At 33.7% G+C, this 26,299-nt stretch carries 25 protein-coding genes and 1 riboswitch; of the genes, 15 read left to right on the top strand and 10 right to left on the bottom strand.

Going from position 1 to position 26,299, the window contains the following annotated elements; translation table 11 throughout:
* Positions 1-23 precede the first annotated feature (23 nt).
* Positions 24-893 carry an RluA family pseudouridine synthase gene (locus tag H628_RS0101410; protein WP_027824849.1) on the bottom strand — a complete coding sequence of 290 codons (870 nt, stop codon included), beginning with the start codon at positions 891-893 and terminating at the stop codon, positions 24-26.
* A gap of 81 nt (positions 894-974) precedes the next feature.
* Between H628_RS0101410 and H628_RS0101405 the strand changes: the two genes are divergently transcribed.
* The 8 genes from H628_RS0101405 (at position 975) to H628_RS0101370 (ending at position 9,407) form a co-directional block, all read left to right on the top strand.
* Positions 975-3,035, top strand: a complete 2,061-nt coding sequence (locus H628_RS0101405) for a PBP1A family penicillin-binding protein (protein WP_027824848.1) — start codon at positions 975-977, stop codon at positions 3,033-3,035.
* A 12-nt stretch (positions 3,036-3,047) separates the two neighbouring features.
* Positions 3,048-3,401 carry a YlbF family regulator gene (locus H628_RS0101400; protein ID WP_027824847.1) on the top strand — a complete coding sequence of 118 codons (354 nt, stop codon included), beginning with the start codon at positions 3,048-3,050 and terminating at the stop codon, positions 3,399-3,401.
* A 5-nt stretch (positions 3,402-3,406) separates the two neighbouring features.
* A complete protein-coding gene (locus tag H628_RS0101395) occupies positions 3,407-4,630 on the top strand; it encodes a metallophosphoesterase family protein (RefSeq protein ID WP_027824846.1) in 1,224 nt (407 codons plus the stop codon).
* Positions 4,611-7,040, top strand: a complete 2,430-nt coding sequence (locus H628_RS0101390; RefSeq protein WP_027824845.1) for an AAA family ATPase — start codon at positions 4,611-4,613, stop codon at positions 7,038-7,040. Before H628_RS0101395 ends, H628_RS0101390 begins: the two co-directional genes overlap by 20 nt.
* A gap of 1 nt (position 7,041) precedes the next feature.
* On the top strand, positions 7,042-7,986 hold the full coding sequence (locus tag H628_RS0101385; RefSeq protein WP_027824844.1) for a 3'-5' exoribonuclease YhaM family protein: 945 nt from the start codon (positions 7,042-7,044) through the stop codon (positions 7,984-7,986).
* A gap of 129 nt (positions 7,987-8,115) precedes the next feature.
* On the top strand, positions 8,116-8,526 hold the full coding sequence (locus H628_RS0101380) for a hypothetical protein (protein ID WP_027824843.1): 411 nt from the start codon (positions 8,116-8,118) through the stop codon (positions 8,524-8,526).
* Between the two features lie 37 nt (positions 8,527-8,563).
* Positions 8,564-8,761, top strand: coding sequence for a hypothetical protein (locus H628_RS0101375; RefSeq protein ID WP_027824842.1), 198 nt, complete (start codon positions 8,564-8,566; stop codon positions 8,759-8,761).
* A gap of 85 nt (positions 8,762-8,846) precedes the next feature.
* Positions 8,847-9,407 carry a TetR/AcrR family transcriptional regulator gene (locus tag H628_RS0101370; RefSeq protein WP_236692226.1) on the top strand — a complete coding sequence of 187 codons (561 nt, stop codon included), beginning with the start codon at positions 8,847-8,849 and terminating at the stop codon, positions 9,405-9,407.
* A 30-nt stretch (positions 9,408-9,437) separates the two neighbouring features.
* Here H628_RS0101370 and H628_RS0101365 read toward each other — a convergent pair whose 3' ends face one another.
* From H628_RS0101365 to H628_RS0101345, 5 genes are all read right to left on the bottom strand, one after another.
* Positions 9,438-10,172, bottom strand: coding sequence for an amino acid ABC transporter ATP-binding protein (locus H628_RS0101365; protein ID WP_027824840.1), 735 nt, complete (start codon positions 10,170-10,172; stop codon positions 9,438-9,440).
* A complete protein-coding gene (locus H628_RS0101360) occupies positions 10,172-10,849 on the bottom strand; it encodes an amino acid ABC transporter permease (RefSeq protein WP_027824839.1) in 678 nt (225 codons plus the stop codon). The genes H628_RS0101365 and H628_RS0101360 overlap by 1 nt, the downstream gene beginning before the upstream one ends.
* A gap of 105 nt (positions 10,850-10,954) precedes the next feature.
* The gene (locus tag H628_RS0101355) at positions 10,955-11,740 is read right to left on the bottom strand and encodes a transporter substrate-binding domain-containing protein (protein ID WP_027824838.1); all 786 of its coding nucleotides are present in this window, start codon (positions 11,738-11,740) and stop codon (positions 10,955-10,957) included.
* A 229-nt stretch (positions 11,741-11,969) separates the two neighbouring features.
* A complete protein-coding gene (locus tag H628_RS0101350; protein WP_027824837.1) occupies positions 11,970-13,265 on the bottom strand; it encodes an MFS transporter in 1,296 nt (431 codons plus the stop codon).
* Between the two features lie 109 nt (positions 13,266-13,374).
* Positions 13,375-14,742 (bottom strand): MFS transporter, encoded by a 1,368-nt coding sequence (locus H628_RS0101345; RefSeq protein WP_027824836.1) that lies wholly within the window; start codon positions 14,740-14,742, stop codon positions 13,375-13,377.
* Positions 14,743-14,864: 122 nt separating this feature from the next.
* Positions 14,865-14,962: riboswitch (TPP riboswitch) on the top strand.
* 39 nt (positions 14,963-15,001) lie between these two features.
* Here H628_RS0101345 and H628_RS0101340 point away from each other — a divergent pair.
* From H628_RS0101340 to H628_RS0101330, 3 genes are all read left to right on the top strand, one after another.
* On the top strand, positions 15,002-15,571 hold the full coding sequence (locus H628_RS0101340) for an ECF transporter S component (protein ID WP_027824835.1): 570 nt from the start codon (positions 15,002-15,004) through the stop codon (positions 15,569-15,571).
* 108 nt (positions 15,572-15,679) lie between these two features.
* Positions 15,680-17,173, top strand: coding sequence for a glutamate/gamma-aminobutyrate family transporter YjeM (gene yjeM / locus H628_RS0101335; protein WP_027824834.1), 1,494 nt, complete (start codon positions 15,680-15,682; stop codon positions 17,171-17,173).
* 84 nt (positions 17,174-17,257) lie between these two features.
* On the top strand, positions 17,258-17,779 hold the full coding sequence (locus H628_RS0101330; protein WP_027824833.1) for a GNAT family N-acetyltransferase: 522 nt from the start codon (positions 17,258-17,260) through the stop codon (positions 17,777-17,779).
* Positions 17,780-17,821: 42 nt separating this feature from the next.
* Here H628_RS0101330 and H628_RS0101325 read toward each other — a convergent pair whose 3' ends face one another.
* From H628_RS0101325 to H628_RS0101305, 4 genes are all read right to left on the bottom strand, one after another.
* Complete coding sequence (locus tag H628_RS0101325) at positions 17,822-19,141, bottom strand: cytosine permease (protein ID WP_027824832.1); 1,320 nt, start codon at positions 19,139-19,141, stop codon at positions 17,822-17,824.
* Positions 19,142-19,197: 56 nt separating this feature from the next.
* Positions 19,198-20,463: a dicarboxylate/amino acid:cation symporter gene (locus H628_RS0101320; protein ID WP_027824831.1), complete on the bottom strand. Its 1,266-nt coding sequence runs from the start codon at positions 20,461-20,463 to the stop codon at positions 19,198-19,200.
* A gap of 129 nt (positions 20,464-20,592) precedes the next feature.
* Positions 20,593-21,855 carry a uracil-xanthine permease family protein gene (locus H628_RS0101315; protein WP_006585076.1) on the bottom strand — a complete coding sequence of 421 codons (1,263 nt, stop codon included), beginning with the start codon at positions 21,853-21,855 and terminating at the stop codon, positions 20,593-20,595.
* Positions 21,856-22,038: 183 nt separating this feature from the next.
* Positions 22,039-22,749 carry a winged helix-turn-helix transcriptional regulator gene (locus H628_RS0101305; RefSeq protein ID WP_006585075.1) on the bottom strand — a complete coding sequence of 237 codons (711 nt, stop codon included), beginning with the start codon at positions 22,747-22,749 and terminating at the stop codon, positions 22,039-22,041.
* A 114-nt stretch (positions 22,750-22,863) separates the two neighbouring features.
* On the opposite strand from H628_RS0101305, the gene H628_RS0101300 reads away from it, so the two are divergent.
* The 4 genes from H628_RS0101300 to pstB are packed head-to-tail and all read left to right on the top strand — an operon-like array spanning position 22,864 to position 26,286.
* Entirely contained in the window at positions 22,864-23,730 is an 867-nt protein-coding gene (locus H628_RS0101300) for a phosphate ABC transporter substrate-binding protein (RefSeq protein WP_034538077.1), read from the top strand.
* 4 nt (positions 23,731-23,734) lie between these two features.
* Entirely contained in the window at positions 23,735-24,634 is a 900-nt protein-coding gene (gene pstC, locus H628_RS0101295; RefSeq protein WP_027824829.1) for a phosphate ABC transporter permease subunit PstC, read from the top strand.
* Positions 24,635-24,637: 3 nt separating this feature from the next.
* Positions 24,638-25,519 carry a phosphate ABC transporter permease PstA gene (gene pstA / locus H628_RS0101290; RefSeq protein WP_027824828.1) on the top strand — a complete coding sequence of 294 codons (882 nt, stop codon included), beginning with the start codon at positions 24,638-24,640 and terminating at the stop codon, positions 25,517-25,519.
* A 14-nt stretch (positions 25,520-25,533) separates the two neighbouring features.
* Positions 25,534-26,286: a phosphate ABC transporter ATP-binding protein PstB gene (gene pstB / locus H628_RS0101285; RefSeq protein ID WP_027824827.1), complete on the top strand. Its 753-nt coding sequence runs from the start codon at positions 25,534-25,536 to the stop codon at positions 26,284-26,286.
* Positions 26,287-26,299 lie beyond the last annotated feature (13 nt).

Here is a 26,299-nt window from a genome sequence, read left to right as displayed (position 1 = left end):
ATTATTCCCCTTATTAAAAAAGACTATCCGTGAGGATAGTCTTTTTTGTTTGGTAAAGTAATTTTTAATTTTTCAAAAGTAAAGGGCTTAATTAAACTCATCTGATAGGCTGTTAGTTCTAATGGTTCACCATTAAAATTAGGATTGTATAAGGGATCACCGATAATTGGAAGTTTGATACTAGCAAGGTGGACTCTAATTTGATGAGTTCTACCAGTTTCTAAGTCTAATTTTAGTGTCATTGTTTTAGTAGTTATATTTCGTTCAACTACTTGGTAATGAGTAATTGCTCTTAAACCATCTTTATCTATCATACGTTTTCGTTGATCATTCGGATCTTGAGCGATAGGCTTATCAATTATTCCTTGATTAGGGATTGAAGCTAATTTTACTTTAGCATAATAGCTTCTAGACATAATTTTGGTATTTAATTGCCGATTTAGAATTGGAACAACTGCTGGATTTTTTGCAAATAAAAGTAAGCCATTAGTTAGCATATCTAAGCGATGAATAATAAATGGAGTGTAATTCAAATAATGAGTTACGTCATTCATTGCGGTATCATTTTCAAATAAGTTGGGATGAGTTTTTTGGCCAGCCGGTTTGTTTACAATGATAAGATTTTGGTCTTCGTAGACGATTTGAGGTAAGTTATGGCTGGGACTAAGTGGATGTTGCTGATTTTCTATCTTGTCTAGAATAATAGTATATTTATCTCCAGGGAAGATTTTTTGATTAAAATTACGATAAGCATCATTAATTAATATATTTTTTTCGGTTCTTAAAAAATGTCGCCACTTACGGGGAATTAGTAGCTTTTTCAAAAAGTCAGAAACAGTTAGTGCTTCAATATCAGGATATGTAGCAGAAAATTTGTAATGGTAGTTAGTCATATTCTTAAAAAATTCCTATCTTCAAGTTTCAATTTATACTTTGTGCTAAAATCAGTTTGATAACAAAAAAGGAGTATGTTCATGACAGAATTAACTCGTGATAAAAGTCAAAGACATCCTATTTGGCTTTTTATTAAGAAGGTTAACCATCGTTTTCAGTTAGTACGTTGGTTAATCTTGATTGGATTGAGTTTAATCTTTTTAACTTCATCTTATTATACTATTAAAGTTAAAACTTCAAATATAGCAAATCTGAAAGCTTCATTGTCGACAACTACTACAATCTATGATGATCAGGGACAAAAAGCTGGTAGTTTATATTCACAAAAAGGCACATTTGTAGAATTAGATAAGATTTCACCAGCAATGCAAAATGCTGTTATTTCAACTGAAGATCGGACTTTCTATCATAACCCTGGATTTAGTATTAAGGGGATGGCGAGGGCTGCTATCTTATTAATTTTGCATAGGGGAGATATTAGTGGTGGGGGTTCAACTCTTACCCAGCAATTAGCCAAGAATGCGCTATTAACACAGAAACAAACCTTTTCTAGAAAATTAGAAGAGTTATTTTTTGCAATTGAAATTAACCATGTTTATTCTAAAAAAGATATTTTAACTATGTATCTTAATAACGCCTATTTTGGAAACGGAGTTTGGGGAGTAGAAGATGCTAGTCATAAATATTTTGGTATTTCAGCTAGTGAACTAGATGCATCTCAAGCTGCGACTTTAGCTGGGATGTTAAGAAATCCTAGTTTTTATAATCCGATTGATCATATGCAAAATGCACTTGCTCGTAGAAATTTGGTCCTTAGTTTAATGGTACAAAATAAAAAACTCTCTGCTAGTTCAGCAAAAAGTTATCAAGCAAGTTCATTAACATTGAGAGATAACTATGTTCAAGATGATGGTTATAAATACCCATACTTCTTTGATACTGTTGTTGATGAGGCAATAAAAAAATATGGCTTATCTGAAGAAGATGTAATGAATAAAGGCTTGAAGATTTACACAACTTTGAATACTAATTATCAAGCTGGGATGCAGAATTCTTTTGAAAATAGTGCCAATTTCCCTGCTTCAGCTAGTGATGGTACCAAGGTACAAGGTGCTAGTGTTGCTGTTGATCCAAAAACTGGAGCGATTAGAGCAATAGTTGGTGGCCGAGGGACCCATGTCTTTAGAGGCTATAATCGTGCAACTCAAATGCAGCGTCAACCAGGCTCCTCCATTAAGCCATTAGCTGTCTATGCACCGGCTTTAGCAAGTGGATATCATTATGATTCGGATTTGTCAGATAAACTACAAACTTTCGGTAAAAATAAATATGAACCTCATAACGTCGATAATCAATATTCCAATTCAATCCCAATGTATCAAGCTGTTGCCCAAAGTAAAAACGTGGCTGCAGTTTGGCTTTTAGACAAAATTGGGGTTAATAAAGGAGTTCAAGCCTTACAGAATTTTGGCATAAAAGTCGCAAAAAGTGATCAAAATTTGGCTTTAGCACTTGGGGGCTTATCAACAGGAGTTTCTCCATTGCAAATGGCAAGAGCATATAGTGCATTTGCAAACCAAGGGAATTTACCTAATAACACCTATTGTATTACTAAAATTGAAGATGCTAGTGGCAAAGTAATTGCTCAAAATAATAATATTGGAAAGCATCGGGTAATAAGTTCAGATAATAGTAAAGAAATGACTTCAATGCTTTTAGGAGTTTTTACTAATGGGACTGCGCAAGCGGCACAACCAACTGGTTATAAGGTAGCAGGTAAAACTGGCTCAACTGAAGTTTCTTGGGCATATGGGACCAAGGACCAATGGATTGTGGGGTATACTCCAGACATTGTTGTTGCAACCTGGGTAGGATTTGACCGAACAGATCAAAATCACTATATGCAAGGTATTTCAGAAACTGGAATTACTCATCTTTATAAATCTGAAATGGAAAATATTTTGCCATATACTAAAGGAACAAGTTTTACTGAAAAACCAGCTGGACAATGGGCCAATAATACTGGCTCTAATTCTGATTGGCTAGGTCAAACTTCGGAAAATATCCAAAATGGGCTCAATCAGGCAGGCAAGACGCTTAATCAATGGTACAATAATATCAAAGGGCTTTTTGGCCACTAATAAGGAGGATTTATGATTAACATTTATGATACAGCTAATCAATTAGCTTCAGATTTTCAAGAAACAGACCAATTTAAGAAGTTGGCAGAAGCAATTAATCAAGTAAAAGCAAATGAAACAAGCTTAAAGCTATACCAAGAAATGGAAAGTTTTCAAAAAACTATTATGGCTAAAACTCAGGCTGGCCAAGATTTAGATGAAAATGAAAAAGCTAAATATCAAGAATTAAACAAGAAAATTGGTGAAGATGAAAATGTTCAAGCTGTCATTAAGGCTGAACAAGGTTTATATGTTCTTTTAGACGATGTTCAAAAGACAATCGCTAAACCAATTACTGATTTGTATAAAGAAATCTCAATCGGGTAATAGAAATGAAGTTTATTCATTTAGCTGATGCGCATTTAGATAGTCCATTTCGTGGGCTATCTTTTTTGCCTTTAAAGACCTATCAAGAAATAAAAAATGCGGCAAATCAAAGTTTTAAGGCAATTGTTGATTTAGCCATAAGAGAATGTGTAGATTTAGTTTTAATTGCTGGAGATACTTTTGATTCAATCAAGCCGAGTCCGAAAAGCCAAATCTTTTTTTGTAATCAAGTAGCGCGCTTAACTGACGCTGAAATCCAAGTTGTGATGATTTTGGGTAATCATGATTACATTAACCCGGAGAATTTAGCAATTTCAACTAGTCCATATTTCCACTTACTTGGATCTAATGAAGTAGTTGAAAGTTTAGATTTAGAGACTGAAAGTGGATTTAGTTATCAAGTAAATGGCTTTTCTTATCAACATAACCACTTAAAATCTAATTTTATTCCTCTCTTTCCACCAAAAGGTCATAAATATACAATTGGAATGATGCACGCTGGTGCAAAGAGTAGTGAGCCTTCACAAAATGTTTATGCTCCTTTTGAATTAAAAGAAATTCGTAATTTAAATTATGATTATTTTGCCTTGGGGCATATTCACTTGCGACAAATATTATGTCAGAATCCACTAGTCGTCTATCCAGGTAATATTCAGGGCCGGCACATTAATGAATTGGGTGCAAAAGGATGTTATCTGGTTGATGTTGATGAAAATAGTGGTAAGACCAAGCTTACATTTAAGCAAACAGCTCCGATTTTATGGCAAAAAGTAGAGTTAAACCTGACTAAGTCATTATCACAAAATGATTTGGTTCAAGTAATTAAGGATACTTTAGCAGAAAATAACCATGAACAGACTTTTATTTATCTAGAAATATCTAATGCGCAATATCTATCTGAAGAAGAAGTGGAATTTTTACAAGATCATGATGTTTGGCAAAGCTTTAGTGAACAATTAGCTTTTAATTCCCAGGTTGTTGATCTACGAATGAAATCACAATTAAAATTGAGCTTAGCAGAGAAAGATCAACTAGCTTTTGAAAAGGCAAAAGAAGAACTACTTACTTCAAAAGAGCTCTCAGAATTGATTAAACCTTTGATTAAGAAAGATACAAATTTATTGCTAAAATCCAATTCAGAGTCTTTTGAGGCACAAGTTAACGATGCTACTGTTGTTAAGTTGGCAGAATTTTTAAAGGGGATAACTGATGAAACTAATACAAATTAAAATTATTCATTTTGGTCAGCTTTCAAATATTACTTTTAATTTGCCAGAAGATGAGAATATTACTAGCTTTTTTGGGCCAAATGAAGCAGGAAAGAGTACGACAGTTGCCTTTATTAAGCAGATCTTATTTGGCTTTTATTTACGTACTAATAAAAGTGCTTTTTTTGAAGAATATCAACCTTTAGCTCAAGTTAGTCCGATGGGTGGAAGTTTAGTTTTTAAAGATGAAGCTAAAAATGTTTATGAACTTGAACGTTTGTGGGCCAAGGGAGATAAGACAAAAAAAGGTATTTTAACAGTTAAGAAAAATAGTGAAATAATAGATGCTAGTTTATTTTTTAATAAAATCCAGAATATAGATAGCAACTTCTATACTGATAGCTTTATCTTTAACCAAGATACATTAGCACAAATTTTAAGTTTGAAAGAGCAAGATCTAGTTGAGCAAATTTATTACTTGGGCGCAGCCCAATCAACTGAATTTCTGAAAGTTCGAGATAAGCTAGAAAAACAGGCTGATCAATTATTTAAAAAAACGGGGAAAAAGCCAACGCTTAACCAATTATTCTCAAAAAAGGCCGCGCTTAAAGATGAATTAGCTAAAATATCAGATGAAGCGCAAGCTTATCGTGATTGTCAGAAACAAGTAGCGAATGAAAAAGCGCAACTTGAAGAAGTAAATCAGAACATGACAGCTGTTCGAAAGAAAATAAATCAAAGAAAAAATCTGGTACAGAAACTAAGCACTTTCAAGAAAGTGCAAGATTTGCAACGCGAGCTGGTAGATGTAAATTTTAATCCTCAGAATTATCAGCTGGTGCAAGAATTAGATGCGAAAAAACAAAGTTTAGAGCTTAATCTGAAAAATATTACGCAACAACTTGATAGCTTGAATCAAACAGATTTCGATCTAGAACGAGGCAGCCAATTTGTTTTGCAAAAAGCTCAAGTGCTAGATTGGCAAAATGAAATTCAAGTTTGTCAAAATCAGCAAAATCAGCTTAATGATCAACTTAATCAACTACAGGAATATTATCCTAAGCTAGAAAAAATAGCTAAATTATCTCATGAAGAAATTAATGAAATCAGAAAGTCTTATAATTCGTTTGAAAAGAAGCCACAAATGCCTAAATTAGAGCTTAATCTTCTCATTGGTGTAGTTGGACTGGTTTTATTGTTTTTTGCTCCATTAGGTACAGTTTTAGGTGCACTGGCACTTATTGGATTAGGAGTTTGGAATTATCAAGCTAGAAATAAGTTACAAGATTATCAACAAGTAAAACGAAAGTTTAATTCGAAATTTGAATTAGGTACTACTACAAGTTCTGAATTTGAAAGCACGTTAAGTCAAATTGCTACTATGCAAAGCTTAAAAGTAAATATAGCTGCAAATCAAAATAAGTTAGGCTTATTACAAGAAAAATTAAAAAAATTTGTGGCCAATCTATCTGATTTTTTAAAGCAAGAAATTGAATTAGACGAAATAGTCACCACTTTAGATGAATTAGATCTAAGAATACGTAAATATGAAAAAGAGCAAGCAGCTCGAAATACTTTGATGGCTAATAAGACTGACTTAATTGCCAAACTTGCTAAAGTAAGTACAGAGTTAACTCAGGCATTAGCTGCAGACAAAGTAGAGAATTTAGTTCAATATCAGCAAAAATATCAAAAGTATTTGGAAGCTGAAAAGAAAGCTAGTCAACTTGCAGCATATCGGGATGCAATTAAGGATGATGAGCAAGAATTAAAAGCAATCGTAGCAAATGAAGCTAAATTTAATCATGAAAATACACTTTTAAATGAACAAGAATTGTCCTTGACTCAAAAATTAAGTCAGCTAAATCAAGCTTTGGCAGAAACAAAGCTAAAATTGACTAATTTTGCTAATTCTTCTGAAGTAGCAAGTAAGAAGCAAGCACTAGCTGATTTAGATACGCAGATTGAAACTGTAAGTATTGATTATTTATCAAATTTACTTGCAGCCAAAATCATTAATCGTGCTTTAGATTTAGCTTCAGGAGAAAGACTGCCCAAAATGATGCAGGCTAGTCAAGCTTATTTTAATTTATTAACTCAAGGTAGATATAAGAAGATAAACTTTGAAAAAAATATAAGTGTAACTAATCAAAATAGTAAAAAGATTGATATTAAGTACTTGTCTAGGGCTACTAAAGAACAATTATATTTTGCACTTAAATTAGCCTTCGCTCAGCAAATTCACGATGAAATTAGTCTACCAATCTTGATTGATGATTCATTTGTGAATTTTGATGATAATCGGATTAATGAAATTAAGAACTTATTGATTAAATTGGCTAAAGATAGTCAAATCTTAATTTTTACCGCAAGAAAGACGCTTAGTCAGAATTTACCAGGAAATAAGTTAGAGTATCCAGAAAGGAAATAGCATGCTAAAAAAGTTAATGGATTATAATTTTGGCGAAGAATTTGATCAAGTATTGGTTGTTAAATCCGCTCAAATGCTTCGGACAAAGAAAAATCAATCCTATCTAATGTTAGAGCTAGGCGATAAATCAGGTAGTCTTAGGGCTAATTTGTGGGATGCAACTAATAATGATGCTGATAAATTTCAAGTTGGGACTTTAGTTGCTGTTAATGGAGTAAGAGAAGAATTTCAAGGTCATCCTCAGATTAAGTTATTTTCAATTAATTTAATTAGCTCTGATTCAAATTATGATTTATCAGAATTCGTCGAACAAGCACCTGAAAAGGTTGCTGATATGCAGGAAGAATTAAATCAATATATCTTTAAAATCCTAAATCCATCTTACAATCGAATTGTAAGATTCTTATTGAAAAAGTGGCATCATCGATTCTTTGACTTTCCAGCAGCTAAGTCAAACCATCATGCTATGCAAGGAGGGCTATGCTATCACAGTTTATCAATGCTTAGACTGGCCGAAGCAATTAGTAAAATTTATCCGCAAGTTGATCAATCACTGCTTTTTGCTGGTTGTATTTTACACGATTTAGGAAAGGTAATTGAGTTTACTGGCCCAGTTGCTACGCAATATACCAGTTCTGGTAATTTAATTGGCCATTTAGTGTTGGGAGACGAAGAAATTGTTTTAGCGGCTCAAGAATTAGGACTTGATAAAGAGAGTGAAGAGATAATGGTTTTACGCCATTTGGTTATTTCACATCATGGATTACCTGAATATGGTGCAGCAAAGAGACCAGCAATTTTAGAGGCAGAGCTATTACACCGAATTGATGATATGGATGCCAGCATTTTTGAAATCACGGCAGCTTTAAAGAATACTAAACCTGGTGAATTTACTAAGCCAATTTTTGCCCAAGGAAATCGTAAATTTTATCGCATAAAAGGATAGCCTATCTACTTATTGATGACAGCTTACTTACAAATTGATTTCAATCAAGTAAAACATATTTATAATTTACAATTTTATTTGTATAATTAACCATACTTATGTGTATATATGAGTATAAGGAGTATGTTAATGAAAAAAATGAGGGACACATCATTCAGACCACTGATAATCAGTACTTTGGCTATTGTTGGTATCCTGATTGTTGCAGCTTTTATTACAGTTAAGATAAACAATTCTGGTAGTCAAAATATTAATGTTAATTCGGTCAAAATTTCTAGTAGAGCCTTAAAATCATTACCTATAAGGAGTGATAATACTTTTCAAGTAGATGCTAACTTATCTAAAATAACCTTTGATAACAAAGAAAAATTGACTAATATGTCTAACGAAAATCTGAAAAGACTTAATTATATTCAGTTTGCAGCGTTAATTTTGAATTTTGGAAAAAATGAATTGAGAAATCAAGATTATCAACAAATGTGGAATGTGGCAATTAAGTCAAAACAATTGAAGGTAAGTATTATCCCCCAATATTATTAAAAATAGTCCATTTTCAAATAAAGGTACTATTTATCAAATGCAAACAACAAGTGGGTTACGCTTGAGCTATACCATTAATAAAGATGGAGATACTGTTTTATTTGGGCGTGGAAAAAATATTAATGAAATTGCTCAAATTGGAAAGTTTAGAATTAATCGCATAGTTGCTTCTGCTAATCAAGATGAAAATCGACTGGCAGTTAAAGCAATGCTTAAGTATTGCTTGGGTGCGTAGCGTTGCGAATATAACGCTTTTTATTTATCCAGAAGATAGTGTAGTATAATATCTAAATAGCATTATTTGTGAATAGAGGAAAATAATGATGGTTGATTCGAGGGTCCTTAGAACAAAAAAGCGACTTTACAAGGCAATGGGTGAACTTTTAGAAGAAAAAGCGTTTAATGAAATTACAGTAACCGATTTAACTAAGAAGGCTAAAACTACCAGAAAAACCTTTTATACGCATTATCAAGATAAAATTGAATTGATTGAAGAATATCAAAGTCAACTTTTTGATATGTTGAATGATAAGTTGAAAAATTATAAATTTTTGGATGAAAATTACATCAGAACATACTTTGAGATGGTAGATAAACAAGATGCCTTGCTAAAAGGACTAATGTCATATCAAGGTTCACTCGAAATGCAGAATTTATATCGCGAAGGTATGAGGCATGATGTAATGATTTTATTTGCAAATCAAATTACAGATAAAAATCAATTACGTTATGTTTCAATTATTGTAGCAAATGGTCTTTTTGGAGTTACACAAGAGTGGTTGTTAAATGGCAAGAAAGAAAGTCCTGATGAAATGGCAAAATTAATTGTTTCTTTGGGATTGATTCCAGGAAAAATTTTTGCTGAAAATCATAGCAAGTAGTAATAAAAAAGCGTGCCGAAAGGCACGCTTTTAAAATTGCATTGCATTTAAAAATTCTTCAATTCTCGGTGTTGGTTTTTCAAAGAACTCATGACTTGAACCACTAAATTGCACCTGTCCATCTTCTAAAAAAATCACTTTATCTGCGACTTTTTTAGCAAAAGCCATATTATGTGTTACGACAATCATGGAATAGTTCTCTTTGGCTAAATTCTGCATTAAATGTAATATCTGAGCTTCAAGTTCTGGATCTAGAGCACTAGTTGGTTCATCAAATAAAATATAACTAGGCTGTAAGGCTAGCGCTCTAGCAATTGATATTCTTTGCTGTTGTCCTCCTGATAACTCATTTGGATAGCGGTTTTCAACTCCAGTTAGACCAACAGCTTTTAATAACTTTCTTGCTTTTTGAATTGCATCAGTCTTGCTTTCGCCGAGGACTTGGGTAGGTCCTTCTATTATATTCTCTAAGATTGTCATATGTGGGAAAAGATTCCAACTTTGAAAAACCATAGCTGTTTTTCTACGTAGTGTAAGAATTTCTTTATTAGTTAGTTCTTTGCTATAATCTAGCGTTAAATCACCAAAATTAATTATCCCACTTTCAGGATGATCTAAGATATTAATTGAACGCAATAGAGTGCTTTTACCAGCGCCACTGGGGCCCAAGATTACTGTAGTTTGATTTTCTGGAAACGAGACACTAACATCTTTTAATGCGACATGTTTTTCATAAGTTTTATTAATGTGACTTAGTTCTAACATTACTTAACCTCGAATTTCTTTTCTAAATAATATTGAAAAATAGTTAAAACGGAGCAGAAAAATGCATAGATTATAGCCACAATTGAATACATCAGCATGGGTTGATAATTGTGTGATGCAATTTGCTGACTAGTCATAAACATTTCAACTAGGGTAATTGAACTTGCTAAGGAAGTGTCTTTTACTAAGCCGATAAATGAGTTCGATAGTGGCGGAATTGCAATTCTAATTGCTTGAGGGAAAATTATTCGACTTAGGACTTTATGGTATGGTAACCCAATTGAATAAGCTGCTTCCCATTGCTCCTCAGGTACAGAACTAATTGCAGCTCTGAGAGTTTCAGACGCGTAAGCTCCACTATTTAGTGAGAAAGTAATAATGCCTGCAGTCCATGGTCCGAGTTGAATACCAACACTAGGTAGACCATAAAAAACAATAAATAGTTGAACTAATAATGGTGTCGATCTAAAAAGCCAGACATAAAAAATAAAGAAGCTCTTTAAAAGTTGCCATAAAAATCTTTTTATTGGACTTCCTTTTGGAGTCGAGATTCTTACAAGAGCAATTATAGCTGCAATAATCAAACTAATAATAAAAGAAATAATAGCTATTGGAATTGTGTATTTGATACCGGAAATAAAGATCTCAGGGGTTGTTGATTTAATTATATCCCACATAATAAACCTTTCATAATTAACAAAGTCTCGTTATTAAACTTTACTCTCTTACTAATTGTAAGTCAAACAAAAAGGCCCAGAAAATCTGGACCTCAAAGATAATTGTTACTTATTTGTAATATCGTCACCGAAGTATTTAATTGAAAGTTTCTTCAAACTACCATCAGCACGCATTTGAGCTAAAGCCTTATTAATTCTCTTTTGTAAGCTCTTATTATTCTTTGCCATCATAATTCCAATACCTTGACTTGCAATTTGTGAAGTAGGAATCGTTTTGTATTTTAAGTCGGTAACATGCTGACTCTTAGCAAAGTATAAGAATGCTTCTTTAGAGTTAAGTGCTGCAACAACGCGATTCTGACGAACTAATTCCATCGCAGTTGAAAAATCGGTTGATGATACGTTATCACCACCAAATTTTTTGACATTGTCAGCATTGGCAGTTCCAGTAGCAGCAGCAATCTTTTTACCTTTGATATCCTTAATTGAATTTAAGCTAGTACTATTTTTCATAATCAAGGCTGATTTTGAATAAATATATGGTGTTGAAAAGGCATAGGCCTTTTCTCTTTCTGGAGTCATCGCAATATCATTGATTGCAATATCAAATTTTTTAGCCCCAATTCCTGCAATCAAAGAGTCCCACTTAGTAGGAACAAATTTAACTTTATAGTTTAACTTTTTAGCAACATTTTTTGCTAATTCAACTTCAAAACCAGTTAATTTACCATTTTGACGGTAAGAGTAAGGGGCGTAGGTACCTTCCAATCCAACAGTTAAAGTACTTTTATTTAGAACTTCGCTGGATTTTTGATTTGAACAAGCTACGATACCAACACTTAGAATACCCAAACCAGCAATAATTCCAATTTTTTTAATCCATGATTTCATGGCTAATCCTCCTTGTAAATCTACTAACTATTTGTTAGCAATCACTGAATAATAATTTATCATCTTACAAAAAGTAAGTCAACTGTTTTATTTTATGATTGAACCACAAAACGCATAAATATAATTTCAATTATTGTTTAACTATTAGTAGCACTTTCCCTCTCGCTCTGTGGAATAGGCTGTAAGAGAGTAGTATAAAAAAAGAATCGCTTCATTGAAGCGATTCTTTTTAATCTTTATTAATATATCTAGGGTTAGTTTCTGGAGCAACAAAGTAACAAATGATAGTACCAAGAAGTAATACGATACCACAAATTGCCATTGTTACATATGAGCCATATGAGCTAACTACTACTGGTAGTAAGAAGGTACCAAGTGCAGCCCCAATTCTACTCATAGCAATAACAAAACCAACACCAGTACCTCGAATTTTAATATCAAATAATTCTGAAGTATATGGAAAATCTAACAGAACGGATGCAGTTAAAATGACTGCTAAGAGTGTGAAGATTGTTATTTCAATAATTGAATTGATTGATTTACCAAAGGCTAAGATAAATAGACAAAGACTGGAAATTGAAAAAGTAACAATTAAAAAGCTTCTTCTACGGTATTTATTGAAAAAGTAAATACCAATTGCAGGACCAGCTACAGTGGCAATATTATAAAAGAGCCCAGCTAAGTATGTATCAGTAACGTCCATACTCTTTAACAGAATTGGCAAGAAAATGTTAATTCCAAAGAAAGCAAAAGATTGGGTAGCATAAAAGGCGGTTCCGGCTAAAGTTTGACGCCAGTAGTTTTTTGAAAAAAGGGTCATCCAGTTGATATTTGGATCTTCTTCAAGATCAACCAAATGCTTAGGTAAGCCCCATTCTTTTCCTAGTCTTTCTTGGATTAATTCAGTCGCAGATTCATTTTGATTATGACTTGCTAACCAGGATGGAGATGCTGGTAAGCGAATGAAGCTACGATTAAGTGCAGCAATTAATCCAAAAACTGCACTTGATGCTAAAAGTAAACGCCAATCGCTGACATAATGTCCAGTCACATAGGCAATTAAAAGACCTAATGTCCAATAAAACAATAAGTGACTTTGCTTAGCTGCAGCATCCTTAGTTGGTAACCATTCAACCATTAGAGCGTTCCCAACCGTATAGTCAACGGCAATCATTAATCCAATTAATAATCTGAGTACTAACAAAAACCAGACGTTAGTTGTAAAGTACTGCAATAAAGATAAAATTGTAAAAATGTACATATTGCTCATTAGCATATGTCTTCTACCAAATTTATCAGCTAATTGGCCCATGAAGAAGCTACCTATTAATCCAATTAAACTTGCGGCTCCTAATAGACCTAAAATAAAGTTGTTGATACCTAGCTCATGCTGACCGTTTCCAAATGCAATTCCAGCTACGTTAAGAGCATAAGCGCAGGCAATCTGTCCTATATTCATTGCCCAATATATTTGTGAATGCACCTTAGAAAAAGGTGCATCTTTATAATTCTTAGTTTGATTCATTAAGAATTTCCTTTCAATTTAAATTCGCACAATAAGAATAATACCATGATTGGTCTAATAAAAAAATAGCCATATATTGGTGGCTATTTTTTGCTTTTATATTATTGGTTTAATTGTTTGTGTTCTTTTGCTTAGCGAACTTAGGATGAGTTTCTGGAGCAGTAAAAATACAAATAACCGTTCCAATTAATAAAATAATTGCACATACAATTAAAGTAACGTAAGCACCCGCAAGATTAACAATAATAGGTAATAAGAAGGTACCAGCAGCTGCACCAACACGGCTCATCATGATAACAAAACCAACACCAGTCGCTCTAATGCGAAGATCAAATAATTCTGTAGTATAAGTAAAGTCAAGTAACAATGAAGCTGAAAGTACAACTGAGAAAATTGTAAATACTAGCAGAGTTAATGTAGAAGGCAAATGTGGCAATAAAGCTAGAATAAATAGACAAACAATTGGAATTGTAAAAGTAACAATTAAAAAGCTTCGTCTGCTCATCTTATTGAATAACCAGATACCAATTGCAGTTCCGACAATAATTGCAAGATTATAAAGTAAGCCTGATAAAAAAGCATCATTCATATGCATGTTTTTCAATAGAATTGGCAAGAAAATACTAATTCCGAAAAATGCAAATGCTTGAGTTGCATAAAAGGCTGTACCAGTTAAAGTAGACTTCCAATATTTTTTACCAAATAATTCGGCTGTTGAAGCATCAGATTTCTTTCTAATACGCAATAATTTTTTGGGTAGGCCCCATTTTTTACCAAGATTCTTTTGAATAACTTTTTGTGCTTGGCGGTGCTCACCATGGCTAGCAAGCCATGAAGGAGAGTGAGGGATTTGAACGACACTTCGATAGATTGCTGCAATAAAACCGAAAATTGCGGAAGAACAAAGCATTAAGCGCCAATCGCTAATAAATTGACTGGCTAAAAATGAAAGGCCAAATCCATATGACCAGTATAGTAGTAAATTACTTTGTTTCTTTGCCCCATCTTTAGTAGGTAACCATTCGACTAAAATTGAATTACCAACTGTGTAGTCGATAGCAATCATTAATCCAATTCCGACTCTTAAAATAAATAATAAGAGTAAGTTATTAGTAAAGAATTGCAAAATGGATAAAATTGTGTAGATATACATGTTGGCCATTAATAGATGCTTTCGCCCAAAACGGTCGGAAATTCGTCCCATAATAAAACTACCAGCTAATCCAATTAATGATCCAGCACCTAATAATCCTAGCCAAGTATCATTAATACCTAAAGCTATCTTAGCATGATTAAAAGCACTACCAGCAATCCCTAAGGCATATGCACAAGCAATTTGTCCTAGGACTAATGCCCAATATAGTTGTGCATGGACATCAGAAAAAGGTGCTTTTTTATAATTTTTACGTTTGTAAAAAATGTTCTTCTTCTGTTTTTGTTGTATTTCTTTTTTGTCTTGTTTATTTGGTTCACCCATGTGAGGATGCAACACCCTTTCTAAAATTTTTTATTAAGACTAATAACAATATGATAGCATAAAAGGGATTTTTACTTAAATAATATGTTATACTAAGAATATATCTAAGTATTAACATTAATTTATGTCACTAGGGGAGCTAGTAGCTGAGAGACAAAAAGTCGACCCTTTGAACCTGAACTGGATAATGCCAGCGCTAGGGAAGTGGATTAAAGAAGTAATTAACCCTCCTTTTGACTAAGTTAAAAGGAGGATTTTTATGTTTAAAAAGAAATTTACCTGGGATATACAAGCGATTGTCTTAATTAGCTTAATTGGATTAATAATGGGAGTTATCTATACTTATGGTTTTAACCTAATTTATAATTTGACTAAAGCAGCTTTATTACCAACGGGGTATGCTCAATTAGCTGATACATTGATGAGTGGACTTTGGTATATGGCTGCACCGCTTGCAGTTTATTTTGTGCCAGTCAAAGGAAGTTCAACTTTAGGAGAAACTTTAGCAGCTTTTGGTGAAATGCTAGTTGGAGGACAATGGGGAGCTATTACAATTTTGTCAGGTTTTATCCAAGGACTTGGTAATGAAGTTGGATTTATTAGGGCTAAGGGACGAGAACACTTTTCCTGGCCTGCAGTTTTATTAGGAGCAACAGGTGCTCATGTAACTGGCTTTTTTTTAACTTATGCATTGTATGGGTGGTATAAATATAATATTAACTTGCAAATTTTGATGTTTCTTAGTGGATGGTTGAGTAGTTTGATTTTTGATGGCGTGTTAGTAAAGCTGATATGTCAAAGATTAGAGCGAGCTTTTAATAGAAAATGATAAAAAATTGATATTTCTTATATTCTATCTTTTTTTACATTTTGATTAGTATTAAAATGAATATTGTCGTATATGAAAGTTTAGAATATATTTGAAACGAGGATTTTTATGAGTGAAAAGAAAAAGAAGATAACCTTAATTGGGTTAATCTTGATGATTTTTTCTTCAATTTATGGTTATAGTAACTCATTAACAGCTTTTTATCAGATGGGATATGCCAGTATAATTTGGTATGTTATTACAGCTATCTTGTTCTTCTTACCATCAGCATTAATGTTTGCCGAATATGGTGCTTCATTTAAAGCAGCTAAAGGTGGTATTTTTTCTTGGTTACGTGGTTCAATTGGTGAAAAGCCTGCCTTTGTTGGTACATTTATTTGGCTTGCAGCTTGGGTTATCTGGCTTGTTTCTTCAACCCAATTTTTCTTGGTGTCAGTTGCAACCGCAATTTTTGGGAGAGATACAACAACAAGTTGGCATTTATTTGGTTTATCTAGTGATCAAACATTAGGTATTTTAGAAATTATTTTCTTAGTTATTGTTTGTGCGATTGCTGCTAAGGGAATTAATGGGATTGTTAAAATTTCAAGTGTCTGCGGAGTGGCAACATTAGGAATTTCAGTAGTTTTCATTGTTGTTAGTTTAATTATTTTATTAATGCAACATGGACAATTAGCTGAACCTTTAACTACAACTAGTCTAGTTAAATCACCCAACACATCATTTACCAGTCTGTTTTCAGTAATTTCATTTATTGTGTATGCCTTGTTTGCTTATGGTGGTCTAGAAACTATGGCTGGTGTCATTGACAATGTTGATAAACCTGAAAAGACTTTCCCACGTGGCTTAATTTGGGCCATGATTATGATGACAGTGCTTTACATCTTAACTATTTTCCTTTGTGGAGTAACTGCTAATTGGAGTGAGATTTTAGGTAAAAAGAATGTAAACTTGGCTAATGTTGAGTATGTTTTAATTAATAATATGGGATTGGTTTTTGGTAATGCTTTTGGCTTAAACCATGCTCAAGCGTTGGTTTTAGGTAAAGTATTTTCACAGATTACTGCTATAAGTGATGTTCTTGGTGGATTAGGGGCAGCTTTCGTAATGCTTTATTCACCTATTAAGTCATTTATTGAAGGCTGCGATCAACGTCTTCTTCCTAAACGTCTTACTACTTTGAATAAATACGATATGCCAGAATTTGCTATGTGGTGTGAAGTAGCATTTGTTTCACTTATTATTTTATTTGTTTCATTTGGTGGGAGTTCAGCAAGTGCGTTCTATACAGTTTTGACGGATATGATGAATGTTTCATCAGCGGCTCCATATTTATTCTTAATCGGAGCTTTTCCTTTCTTTAAGATGAAGAAGAATTTGGATCGTCCATTCGTCTTTTATCGTAGTCAAAGATGGGTTTGGATTGTAACTGCGGTTGTTTGGGTTGTGATTGCGGCCGGAATTATTTTCACAATCATTGAACCAATTGTAGAAGGTGACCCTGCAACTGCCTTTTGGACTGCCTTTGGTCCAGTTTTCTTTGGGGTAGTAGCTTGGATATTCTACTCAAGAGCAGAGAAGCGAATCAAGAATTTAAAATAAGTTTAGATTAGAAGAAGCAGCGATACCTTAAGTCGTTGCTTTTTTGATTTAGTATTTTATTTGTTTTGAAAGAGGAAGATGAATATGAATCAGAAAATAAGGATTCAGCCAATTCAAACTGATGATATTAAGCAATTAATTGATCTTAGTAAGCAATGCTTTCATCAAACTTTTGATTCATGTAGAGCACTTAACGATGTTAACACTTATATTAAAAGTGCATATACACAAGAAAAGTTGCAGTCAGAATTAAAAACTGCAACTTCTAGAATGTTTTTTGCTTTTGTTGATAATCAAATAGCAGGCTACTTAAAAGTTAATTGGGGGATGTCACAAACTGAAACCAAATGGCCTTCAGCTTTTGAGATACAGAGAATTTATGTGTTGAAACAGTTCCAAGGAAGACATGTAGGCTCGGAACTGATGATAAAGGCTATTTCTCTTGCCAAAGAAAAGCACTTTCGACGTATTTGGTTGGGAGTTTGGGAACATAACGATAAGGCTCAGAAATTTTATCATTACTTTGGTTTTAAAGCTAAAGATGAACATATTTTTATGATGGGCGATACTCCTCAACGTGATTTAATGATGGTAAAAGATATCTAAAAAAGCTGCCCCTTCTCATTGAGAGTGAGCAACTTTGTTAATTTATTTTTTCATTAGAATCCAGTATAAGCAACTACAAATAGCTATATCGATGAATGTGATTCCAACGGTAGTTGATAGGAAAGGGGCGTTTTTACCTAAAAGAAAAATAATGATCCCAGCTATAAAAACAATAACAGCTTTCCAGTTGATGCCTGATTTATACCAATATTCTCCAAACTTCTTGCCAAATTGGTTAATATTGTAATTTTTCTTCTTAATAAGGTAATAATCCGTACAAATGATTGCAACGGTTGGCCCTAAGACCATTCCTACATAATCAAGGAAGCTCTCAAAAGTTTCTAAGAATGATCCTACAAACATCGGAATGAAAGTCACAATGGTAGCTGCACCTACTACTATCCAAAGTGAATACTTTAGCCGGATTTTTGGAAAGATATTTGAAAGTGCAGAGCCAGCCGCTAATAAATTAACTGCATTAGCAGTCATTGAAGTTAAGATAATAACTAATAGTGCAACAATTCCCAAGCCTAATTTGCTAGCAATTGTTGAAGGATCTGAGTTGTTAGCATTGTATACACCAGAAGTAATTGCAATGCTAATAGTTGATATTAAACCGATTACTGCAAACCAAATTACGCCAGTTAGAGCTCCCCAAAAAGGTGCAATTGTGGAATTACTTTTTTTCTTGGTAAAACGTGTAAAATCAGCGCCAGCTGTAACCCAAGCTAAATTAAAGGCGGCAACATAATCAATAGCACTTCCTAAGGCCATTTTGCTTGAATTAGGGACTTTCCAAGAGATAATTTGATTTAATGAAACGGCTTTGAAAACAGCAATCGATTCCCAAATTACGAAGATAAATACTAGTGCAACACCAATGCGTTCGATTAATTGAATAGATTTTGAACCACTAGCAACGCTCAAAATATGTAAAATACTCATAACGATAATTCCGATTGTTAAACCTAGCGTCTCGTTATCCATCATAAAAAGGTCTTTTAATAGCAAGCTGACAGATTGTGCGGCAATAAAGGTGTTAACCGCTGTCCAACCGATAAATTGTGTAATATTTACCAATGAAGGAAGATAACTGCCACGTTCACCGAAACTAGCTCTTGCTATTGTCATAGTTGATAAGCCGGTTTTGTATCCGATATAACCCACTAAACTTAAAAAGAGATATGATAGTGCAGAAGATAAAACAAGAATTTTAGTGGCTAGTACAAATCCACAAGCTGCTAAAACGCCTCCGACAAACCAAGTTCCGTTATTTGCATTTGCTCCGATCCAAGTAGCAAACATATCCCAACTGTTGGTAGTTCGCTCTGATTCTTTTACTTGAAATGATTCGTGATTCATAAGAACTCCTTATTTTTAAAGTAAAACGCTATAGAAATTTCCTATAGCGTTTTTTGTTACTCGTTTAAATATTGCTCGTATTTTTTACGGTCAAGTGCTTTTTCACTTTCACCAATAACCAAGCTAGCAAAGGTATTACCAACTACATTTACACTGGTTCTTCCCATATCAACGAAGCGGTCAATTCCAGCAATAAAGGTCAATCCAGCAATTGGAACTCCGATTGTCGCAACACTGGCTAATAAAACAACAAATGATGCACCTGGAACACCAGCCATTCCCTTAGAAGTAATCATTAGCACAACTAATAAAGTAAATTGATGTTCCCAAGTTAGGTGAAGTCCATATGCTTGAGCTAAAAAGATTGCTGCTAAACTTTGATAAATAGCACTACCATCTAAGTTGAAAGTATAGCCTGTTGGAATAACAAAACTGGCAACACCTTTTTCTACACCCATATCTTGCATTTTTTTCATTAGACGTGGCAAAGTCGCTTCTGAACTAGCAGTAGAGAAGGCAAGCAAAATCTCTGGCCAAATCTTCTTCATTGTTTTCCAGTAGTCAAGTTTAAAGAGATAAGCAACAATTCCCAAAATAACAATACAGAAGAAAATCATAGTTAGATAGGCAACTAAAATAAAGTAACCTAATGGCAGTAGTGCAGACAAGCCCATTTGAGCAATGGTCATACCAATTAAGCCAAACACGCCAAGTGGGGCAAACTTCATAACCCAGTTGGTTACTCTAAACATAACGCCACTAACGGCATTCAAAAATTGGGTGATAATTTTTCCTTTTTCGCCAATTGCTGCAATTCCTAAACCAAAGAAAACACTGAAAAAGATAACAGGCATCATATCGCCTTCAGACATTGATTTGAAAATGTTGGTAGGAATCACAGCAAAAATTGTATCCCAGATACCAGTTTTAGAGGCTGTTTTGGCAGTAGCAAGATATTTAGAAATATCGCCACCCTTTAGTGAATGGATATTAATAAAATCACCAGGACGCGTTATGTTAGCAACTACTAACCCTAAAATAATTGCAATAGTAGTTAAAACTTCAAAATATAGTAGGGTTTTACCACCAATACGTCCTAACTTGCGCAAGTCACCAATATTAGCAATTCCAACTGTTAAACATGAAACCACAATTGGCATAACAATCATCTGAATTAAGCGTAAAAAGATAGTTCCTAAACCAGACATAGTGGAGATTGCTACCTGATTATGATAAGTAGCAGCTCCAACTATGATTCCTAGAATTAGGCCAATGATAATTTGTGTTCCTAGGCTAATACGCGGAACTCGTGAATGCTTCATCATTTTTCCTCCAGCAAAATATTTTAACAATAATAACTCTATCATAAAAAAGCCTGCTTTGGTTAAGCAGACTTTTTTTATTTGATATTGGCATTTGAAAACAATTAATTATAAAAATCTAAATGAACTTTATTCTTTTTCACTTGCTGCTTCTTGAGGCAAGACTAAGTTCAAAATAATCCCCAAGATAGTTGCTACAGCTACACCAGAAAATTGAAAATCACCTAATTGAAGGTAGGCATTACCAATTCCAATAACTAAAATAACTGATGCAATCATTAAATTACGTTTTTTATTGAAGTCAATCTTTCTTTCAACAATCACTTTTAGTCCGCTAGCAGCGATTACTCCGAATAATAAAAAGCTAATCCCACCAATAACTGGACTAGGAATTGATTCAATTAAAGCACTTAACTTACCGACAAAACTAAAGAGAATTGCAAAAACAGCTGCTCCCATTAAAACATAGACACTGTGCACGCGGGTAATGGCCATAACGCCGATGTTTTCACCATAACTTGTTACACTTGGACCACCTAATAAACCAGCTGCGATGCTAGCGGCGCCATCGCCGGCTAATGTCTTTTTAAGACCAGGATCTTTGAAGAAATCTCGGCCAGTTAACTCGTTTAATACCATGATGTGACCCATATGCTCAGTCATTGTTACAAAGGCAATCGGTGCCATACTCAAAATGGCTCCCCAATACATCTTAGGTGAATATGAAACAAAAGGAATTTCAAATTTAGGCATGGAAATCCAACTTGCACTCATTACTTTTGAAAAATCGACAATTCCAAATAGGCAAGCAATGATATAGCCACTAACAATTCCAAGTAAAATTGGAATTAATCCCCAAAAACCCTTGAAGTACATATTGAAGATAATAGTAACTAGCAAAGTCAACATTGCAACTGCAAAATAGCGTAAGTCATACTTGCTATTATTCATTGTTGCATCAGTTGCAGCTGTTCCAGCAAGTGACAAGCCGATAACCATTACAATTGGTCCGACAACAATCGGAGGTAAAATTCGATCAATCCAGTCACTTCCTGCAAAAGCGACAATTAAAGCAACAATCAAATATACTAGCCCACTAGCAATAACCCCTTGTGCAATTGCAGGATAACCAGCTGTCTTCATTAATGCAATCATTGGTGTAATGAAGGCAAAACTAGATCCCATATATGCGGGGATTTTATGGTGCGTAATCAAGAGGTGAAGCAAGGTACCTACACCAGATGAAAATAGGGCAATACTTGGATCTAATCCTACTAGGATAGGAACTAATACAGTTGAGCCAAACATGGAAAACATGTGCTGCATGCTTAGTCCAATCCATTGACCAAAACTAGGCTTTTCTTCTACATCGAGAACAACATCTTGTGCCATTTTGCAAACCTTTCTATTTTAGAAAATAAAAGTCCTAAGGCCTGGGCCCAAGGACTAAAAATAGCACCTGCAGGCCCGAGTGGCCTGGATGTAAAAATTCATCTTGACTAGGATACAAAGAAAAAAGCTTTTTGTCAACTTAAAGACTTACAAAATTAAAAACAAGCTATTAAAAAGTTCGACTTATATAAAACAATATCCAAAACCTCTTTTGGTTAAAATATGCTCTGGATGAGTTGAATCGTTTTCTAATTTATCTCGTAAATGAGATATATGAATATCTACAATTCTTGAAGAACCTAGTAAATCATAGCCCCAAATCTTCTGCAGTAATTGTTCACGGCTGATAACATTACCTTTATTTTGGGCTAAATAAGCAAGTAATTGAAATTCTTTTGGGGTTAATACAACAGGTTCGTTATCTTTAAAAACCGAATATTTTCCAATATTAATTTTTATGCTTCCAGTTTCAATTATTTCTTCATCTGCTCTATTAGTTAATTTCTTTTCTTGAGTGTGAATTTTGTAAGAATAGCTCCATAATCGCTGCTCAAAAATTCTTAATAACAATTTCTCGTTAATTTCTAAACCGGCTACAAAGTCGACTTTTGCCTTATAAAGCTTATCTAGCGTTCGATCAGAATGGCTATTTGTAAAAATAATAATGGGGCCAGCGACCTGATTACGAATTAATAATAATGTTGCAAGTGTTGTGTCTAAGTTGGATTTGGTAATATCCCAAAAGATTCCAGAATAGTTTTCGTCATTTAATGCAACAACTAATGATGTCGGTGTAGTTAAGTGTCGATAATTCTCTCTTTTCTTTTTTATTAGTTGTTCTATTTTAGTAGTTAAATCCGGGTTTTGAGATAAAATTAAGAATCTATTTGTCATTTTTCCCTCAAAAATTTACAAAGCCTTTACATAAGAAAAACTTTACATTTACATTCCTTTGTTATTATTTGTACCACAAGAGTTAGAAAAATAACAAGAAAACAGGTGGAGAAGATGAATAAAAAATCAATCTTTGGCCTCGTGTTCATTGCCCTAATAGCCTTTTGCTGGTGGGATTATGAATCACATGGAGTTAAACAAACGAGTAAAGTAACCAATGTAGGCTCTACTGCTTTGCAGCCACTTAGTGAAAGTGCTGCGGCAGGCTTTTTGAAAAAGAATCCTGTAATTAATTTAATTGTTCAAGGTGGCGGTTCAGGTACGGGCTTATCGCAAGTTCAAAACGGAACTGTCGAAATCGGATCTTCTGATGTATATGCTGAAAGTAAAAAAGGTATTAATGCTAAGAAATTAACAGACCACATTGTAGCTATTTCTGCCATAGTTCCAATTGTAAACAAGAAATTGAATATTAAGAACTTAACCACTAATCAATTACGTGATATTTTTCTAGGGAAAATTACTAACTGGAAGCAAGTAGGTGGACCTAATTTAGAAATTACGATTATTAATCGAGCAAGTGGTTCAGGTACTAGAGCAGCATTTCAAGAATTGATTTTAAAAGGTAAAGAACCTTTAAAGGCTCAAGAGCAAGACTCAAATGGATCAGTTAAGCAGATTGTTAAAGCAACTCCTGGTGCAATTTCGTATGTCGCAACTTCATATATTGATAATTCTATAAAGACCTTAACTATTGATGGCATTGATGCAAGTAGTAAAAATGTTGAAACTAATAAATATAAATTATGGTCTTATGAGCATATGTATACACAAAAGAATGCAAGTGCAGCAGCAGTTAAATTTATTGAATATATTCAGTCAAAAGAAGTGCAAAATACGTTGGTTAAGCGAGCACATTACATAAGTATTTATGATATGAAAGTAGTTCGCGATATTAATGGCGTAGTTAGAAAGAAGTAACGTGATGAAGCAAAATAAAAAGCATCTTTTATTATCTCCATCAAAAGAAAGTTATGAAGAAAAATGGGGAAAGACAATATCATATGGTTCTATTGCCTTAATTGGGCTAGTAGTTATTAGTATTATCTTTTTCTTAACTGGAAAGGGATTAGCTTTATTTTTTAAAGATCATGCTAATGTTTGGCAATTTTTAACAAGTAGTAATTGGGAACCCAGTCACAATAGTTTTGGTGCTTTACCAATGATTGTAACTTCGTTTGTAGTAACATTACTTGCTGGTTTAATTGCAGCTCCTTTTGCTTTAATTATCGCTTTAGCAATTAATGAAATTTTTCCAAAATGGTTTGGTAAAATTTTACAACCAATAATTGAATTACTAGTTGGAGTACCATCAGTTGTCTATGGTTTTGCTGGATTAATTTTAGTTACTCCTGTTTTAAGAAGTCTTTTTGGTGGATCAGGATTTGGAATTTTAGCTGCCGTAGTAGTTTTGTTTATGATGATTTTACCAACGATGGTTTCAATGATGGTTGACAGTTTACGTGCTACTCCTAAAACTTTCCGAACTGCAAGTTATGGTTTAGGGGCAACTAGATGGCAAACATTACATATGGTTGTAATCCCATCAGCAAAAGGTGGTCTTTTAACAGCAATAGTTTTCGGAATGACTAGAGCTTTTGGAGAAGCATTAGCTGTTCAAATGGTAATTGGTAACGCTGCTTTAATGCCACAAAACTTAATGAGTCCAGCAGCTACTTTAACTAGTGTTTTAACAACTGGAATGGGTAATACGATTATGGGAACAAGTGCTAATGATGCTTTATGGAGTTTGGCATTCGTTTTATTAGTTATGTCATTAGTATTCAATATTTTAATTAAATTGATTAATAAAAAGAGAGGATAAGCAATGAATGCAGAAAAACGCGACCGTTTAGCCACTATTTTAATTAGTAGTGGTGCAATTTTTGCGGGAATACTTGTTATCTTATTCTTGCTTTATTTGATAGTAGAAGGATTACCTCAACTATCTTGGCATTTTTTAACAAGTGCAAGTGATTCTTTTAGTACCAATGGCGGAATTAGAGATCAATTATTTAATTCATTTTATTTAGTAGTTATTACTTTAATTATTTCAATCCCTCTTTCACTTGGGGCTGCTATTTATTTAAGTGAATATGCTAAAGATAATGTTTTTACAAGAGCATTGCGGTTAGCTATTGAAGTTTTATCATCCTTGCCAAGTGTGGTAATTGGACTTTTTGGATATTTGATTTTTGTAGTTAATTTTAAAATGGGCTTTTCAATTTTAGCTGGTGCTTTAGCACTAACAATATTGAATATTCCACTTTTGACTACAAATGCAGAACAAGCTTTAAGACAAATTCCCTACTTACAAAGACAAGCAGGTTTAGGATTAGGGATGACTAAATGGAGAGTCACTAAAGATATTGTGATTCCAGCTGCTTTTCCAAGTATTTTAACAGGAGTAATTTTAGCTTCAGGGAGAATTTTTGGTGAGGCAGCAGCATTAATTTTTACTTCCGGACAGAGTTCAATTGCAGTTAGTTATAGTAATTGGAATCCGTTTGACCCAACAAGTTTCTTAAATTTAATGCGACCAGCAGAAACTTTGGCTGTAAATATCTGGAAATTAAATACAGAAGGATTAGTTCCAAATGCACAAGCGATTAGTAGTGGGGCAGTAGCAGTTCTAATTTTAACTATTTTGGTTTTTAATATTTGCGCAAGATTGTTTAGTGCATACATTAGTAAAAAGTTAGGTAAGTAGTAAAGGAAAAATCAATGGAAAAGATTGCTTTAGAATTGAAAAATGTAGGCGTTGCATATGGTGACAAACAAGTTGTAAAAAATGTTTTTATGAAATTCCCCAAAAATCAAATTTCTGCTTTAATTGGGGCAAGTGGTTCTGGTAAATCAACTTTATTGCGTTCAATTAACCGAATGAATGACGATTTAGCTACCGTAACTGGTGAAATTATATTTGAAGATATTAATATTAACGATCCCCAAATCAATGTTTATCGTCTTCGCCGGCAAATTGGAATGGTCTTTCAGCAGCCGACTCCTTTTCCAATGTCAATTTATGATAATGTAGTTTATGGTTTGCGTCTTGCAGGAGAAAAGCGAAAAGAGGTTTTAGATCAAAGAGTTGAAGAAAGTTTAAAGCAAGCCGCCTTATGGGATGAAGTAAAGGATTCTTTGCATAGCAATGGAAATTCTTTATCTGGAGGACAACAACAAAGATTATGTATTGCTAGAACTTTAGCAACCAAGCCTGAAATTATTTTGATGGATGAACCTACTAGTGCATTAGATCCAATTTCTACTAGTCAAATTGAGCAAACAATGCTTGAATTAAGAAAGGACTATACAATTATTATTGTTACTCATAACATGCAACAAGCTAGTCGTTCATCTGACTGGACAGCATTTATGCACCAAGGAAAATTGGTGGAATTTAATAAAACAAGTGAAATCTTTATTAATCCACAAAAGCAGCAAACAAGTGATTACTTGAGCGGTAAGTTTGGTTAAAGGAGGATATTTG

It is taken from the genome of Lactobacillus psittaci DSM 15354, assembly GCF_000425905.1.
Lineage (GTDB): Bacteria > Bacillota > Bacilli > Lactobacillales > Lactobacillaceae > Lactobacillus > Lactobacillus psittaci.
The sequence above is the reverse complement of the archived record's forward strand: the minus strand, read 5'-3'. Positions and strand labels throughout refer to the sequence as shown.

Excerpts from the sequence above, each read along its gene's own strand:
- H628_RS0101395 (WP_027824846.1), top strand. The coding sequence starts at position 3,407 with ATGAAGTTTATTCATTTAGCTGATGCGCATTTAGATAGTCCATTTCGT.
- H628_RS0101375 (WP_027824842.1), top strand. The coding sequence starts at position 8,564 with ATGCAAACAACAAGTGGGTTACGCTTGAGCTATACCATTAATAAAGAT.
- H628_RS0101405 (WP_027824848.1), top strand. The coding sequence starts at position 975 with ATGACAGAATTAACTCGTGATAAAAGTCAAAGACATCCTATTTGGCTT.
- yjeM (WP_027824834.1), top strand. The coding sequence starts at position 15,680 with ATGAGTGAAAAGAAAAAGAAGATAACCTTAATTGGGTTAATCTTGATG.
- H628_RS0101325 (WP_027824832.1), bottom strand. The coding sequence starts at position 19,141 with ATGAATCACGAATCATTTCAAGTAAAAGAATCAGAGCGAACTACCAAC.
- H628_RS0101315 (WP_006585076.1), bottom strand. The coding sequence starts at position 21,855 with ATGGCACAAGATGTTGTTCTCGATGTAGAAGAAAAGCCTAGTTTTGGT.
- H628_RS0101400 (WP_027824847.1), top strand. The coding sequence starts at position 3,048 with ATGATTAACATTTATGATACAGCTAATCAATTAGCTTCAGATTTTCAA.
- H628_RS0101340 (WP_027824835.1), top strand. The coding sequence starts at position 15,002 with ATGTTTAAAAAGAAATTTACCTGGGATATACAAGCGATTGTCTTAATT.
- pstA (WP_027824828.1), top strand. The coding sequence starts at position 24,638 with ATGAATGCAGAAAAACGCGACCGTTTAGCCACTATTTTAATTAGTAGT.
- H628_RS0101355 (WP_027824838.1), bottom strand. The coding sequence starts at position 11,740 with ATGAAATCATGGATTAAAAAAATTGGAATTATTGCTGGTTTGGGTATT.
- H628_RS0101345 (WP_027824836.1), bottom strand. The coding sequence starts at position 14,742 with ATGGGTGAACCAAATAAACAAGACAAAAAAGAAATACAACAAAAACAG.
- H628_RS0101410 (WP_027824849.1), bottom strand. The coding sequence starts at position 893 with ATGACTAACTACCATTACAAATTTTCTGCTACATATCCTGATATTGAA.
- H628_RS0101330 (WP_027824833.1), top strand. The coding sequence starts at position 17,258 with ATGAATCAGAAAATAAGGATTCAGCCAATTCAAACTGATGATATTAAG.
- H628_RS0101370 (WP_236692226.1), top strand. The coding sequence starts at position 8,847 with ATGATGGTTGATTCGAGGGTCCTTAGAACAAAAAAGCGACTTTACAAG.
- H628_RS0101360 (WP_027824839.1), bottom strand. The coding sequence starts at position 10,849 with ATGTGGGATATAATTAAATCAACAACCCCTGAGATCTTTATTTCCGGT.
- H628_RS0101385 (WP_027824844.1), top strand. The coding sequence starts at position 7,042 with ATGCTAAAAAAGTTAATGGATTATAATTTTGGCGAAGAATTTGATCAA.
- pstB (WP_027824827.1), top strand. The coding sequence starts at position 25,534 with ATGGAAAAGATTGCTTTAGAATTGAAAAATGTAGGCGTTGCATATGGT.
- H628_RS0101380 (WP_027824843.1), top strand. The coding sequence starts at position 8,116 with ATGAAAAAAATGAGGGACACATCATTCAGACCACTGATAATCAGTACT.
- H628_RS0101320 (WP_027824831.1), bottom strand. The coding sequence starts at position 20,463 with ATGAAGCATTCACGAGTTCCGCGTATTAGCCTAGGAACACAAATTATC.
- H628_RS0101390 (WP_027824845.1), top strand. The coding sequence starts at position 4,611 with ATGAAACTAATACAAATTAAAATTATTCATTTTGGTCAGCTTTCAAAT.
- H628_RS0101350 (WP_027824837.1), bottom strand. The coding sequence starts at position 13,265 with ATGAATCAAACTAAGAATTATAAAGATGCACCTTTTTCTAAGGTGCAT.
- H628_RS0101305 (WP_006585075.1), bottom strand. The coding sequence starts at position 22,749 with ATGACAAATAGATTCTTAATTTTATCTCAAAACCCGGATTTAACTACT.
- H628_RS0101300 (WP_034538077.1), top strand. The coding sequence starts at position 22,864 with ATGAATAAAAAATCAATCTTTGGCCTCGTGTTCATTGCCCTAATAGCC.
- H628_RS0101365 (WP_027824840.1), bottom strand. The coding sequence starts at position 10,172 with ATGTTAGAACTAAGTCACATTAATAAAACTTATGAAAAACATGTCGCA.
- pstC (WP_027824829.1), top strand. The coding sequence starts at position 23,735 with ATGAAGCAAAATAAAAAGCATCTTTTATTATCTCCATCAAAAGAAAGT.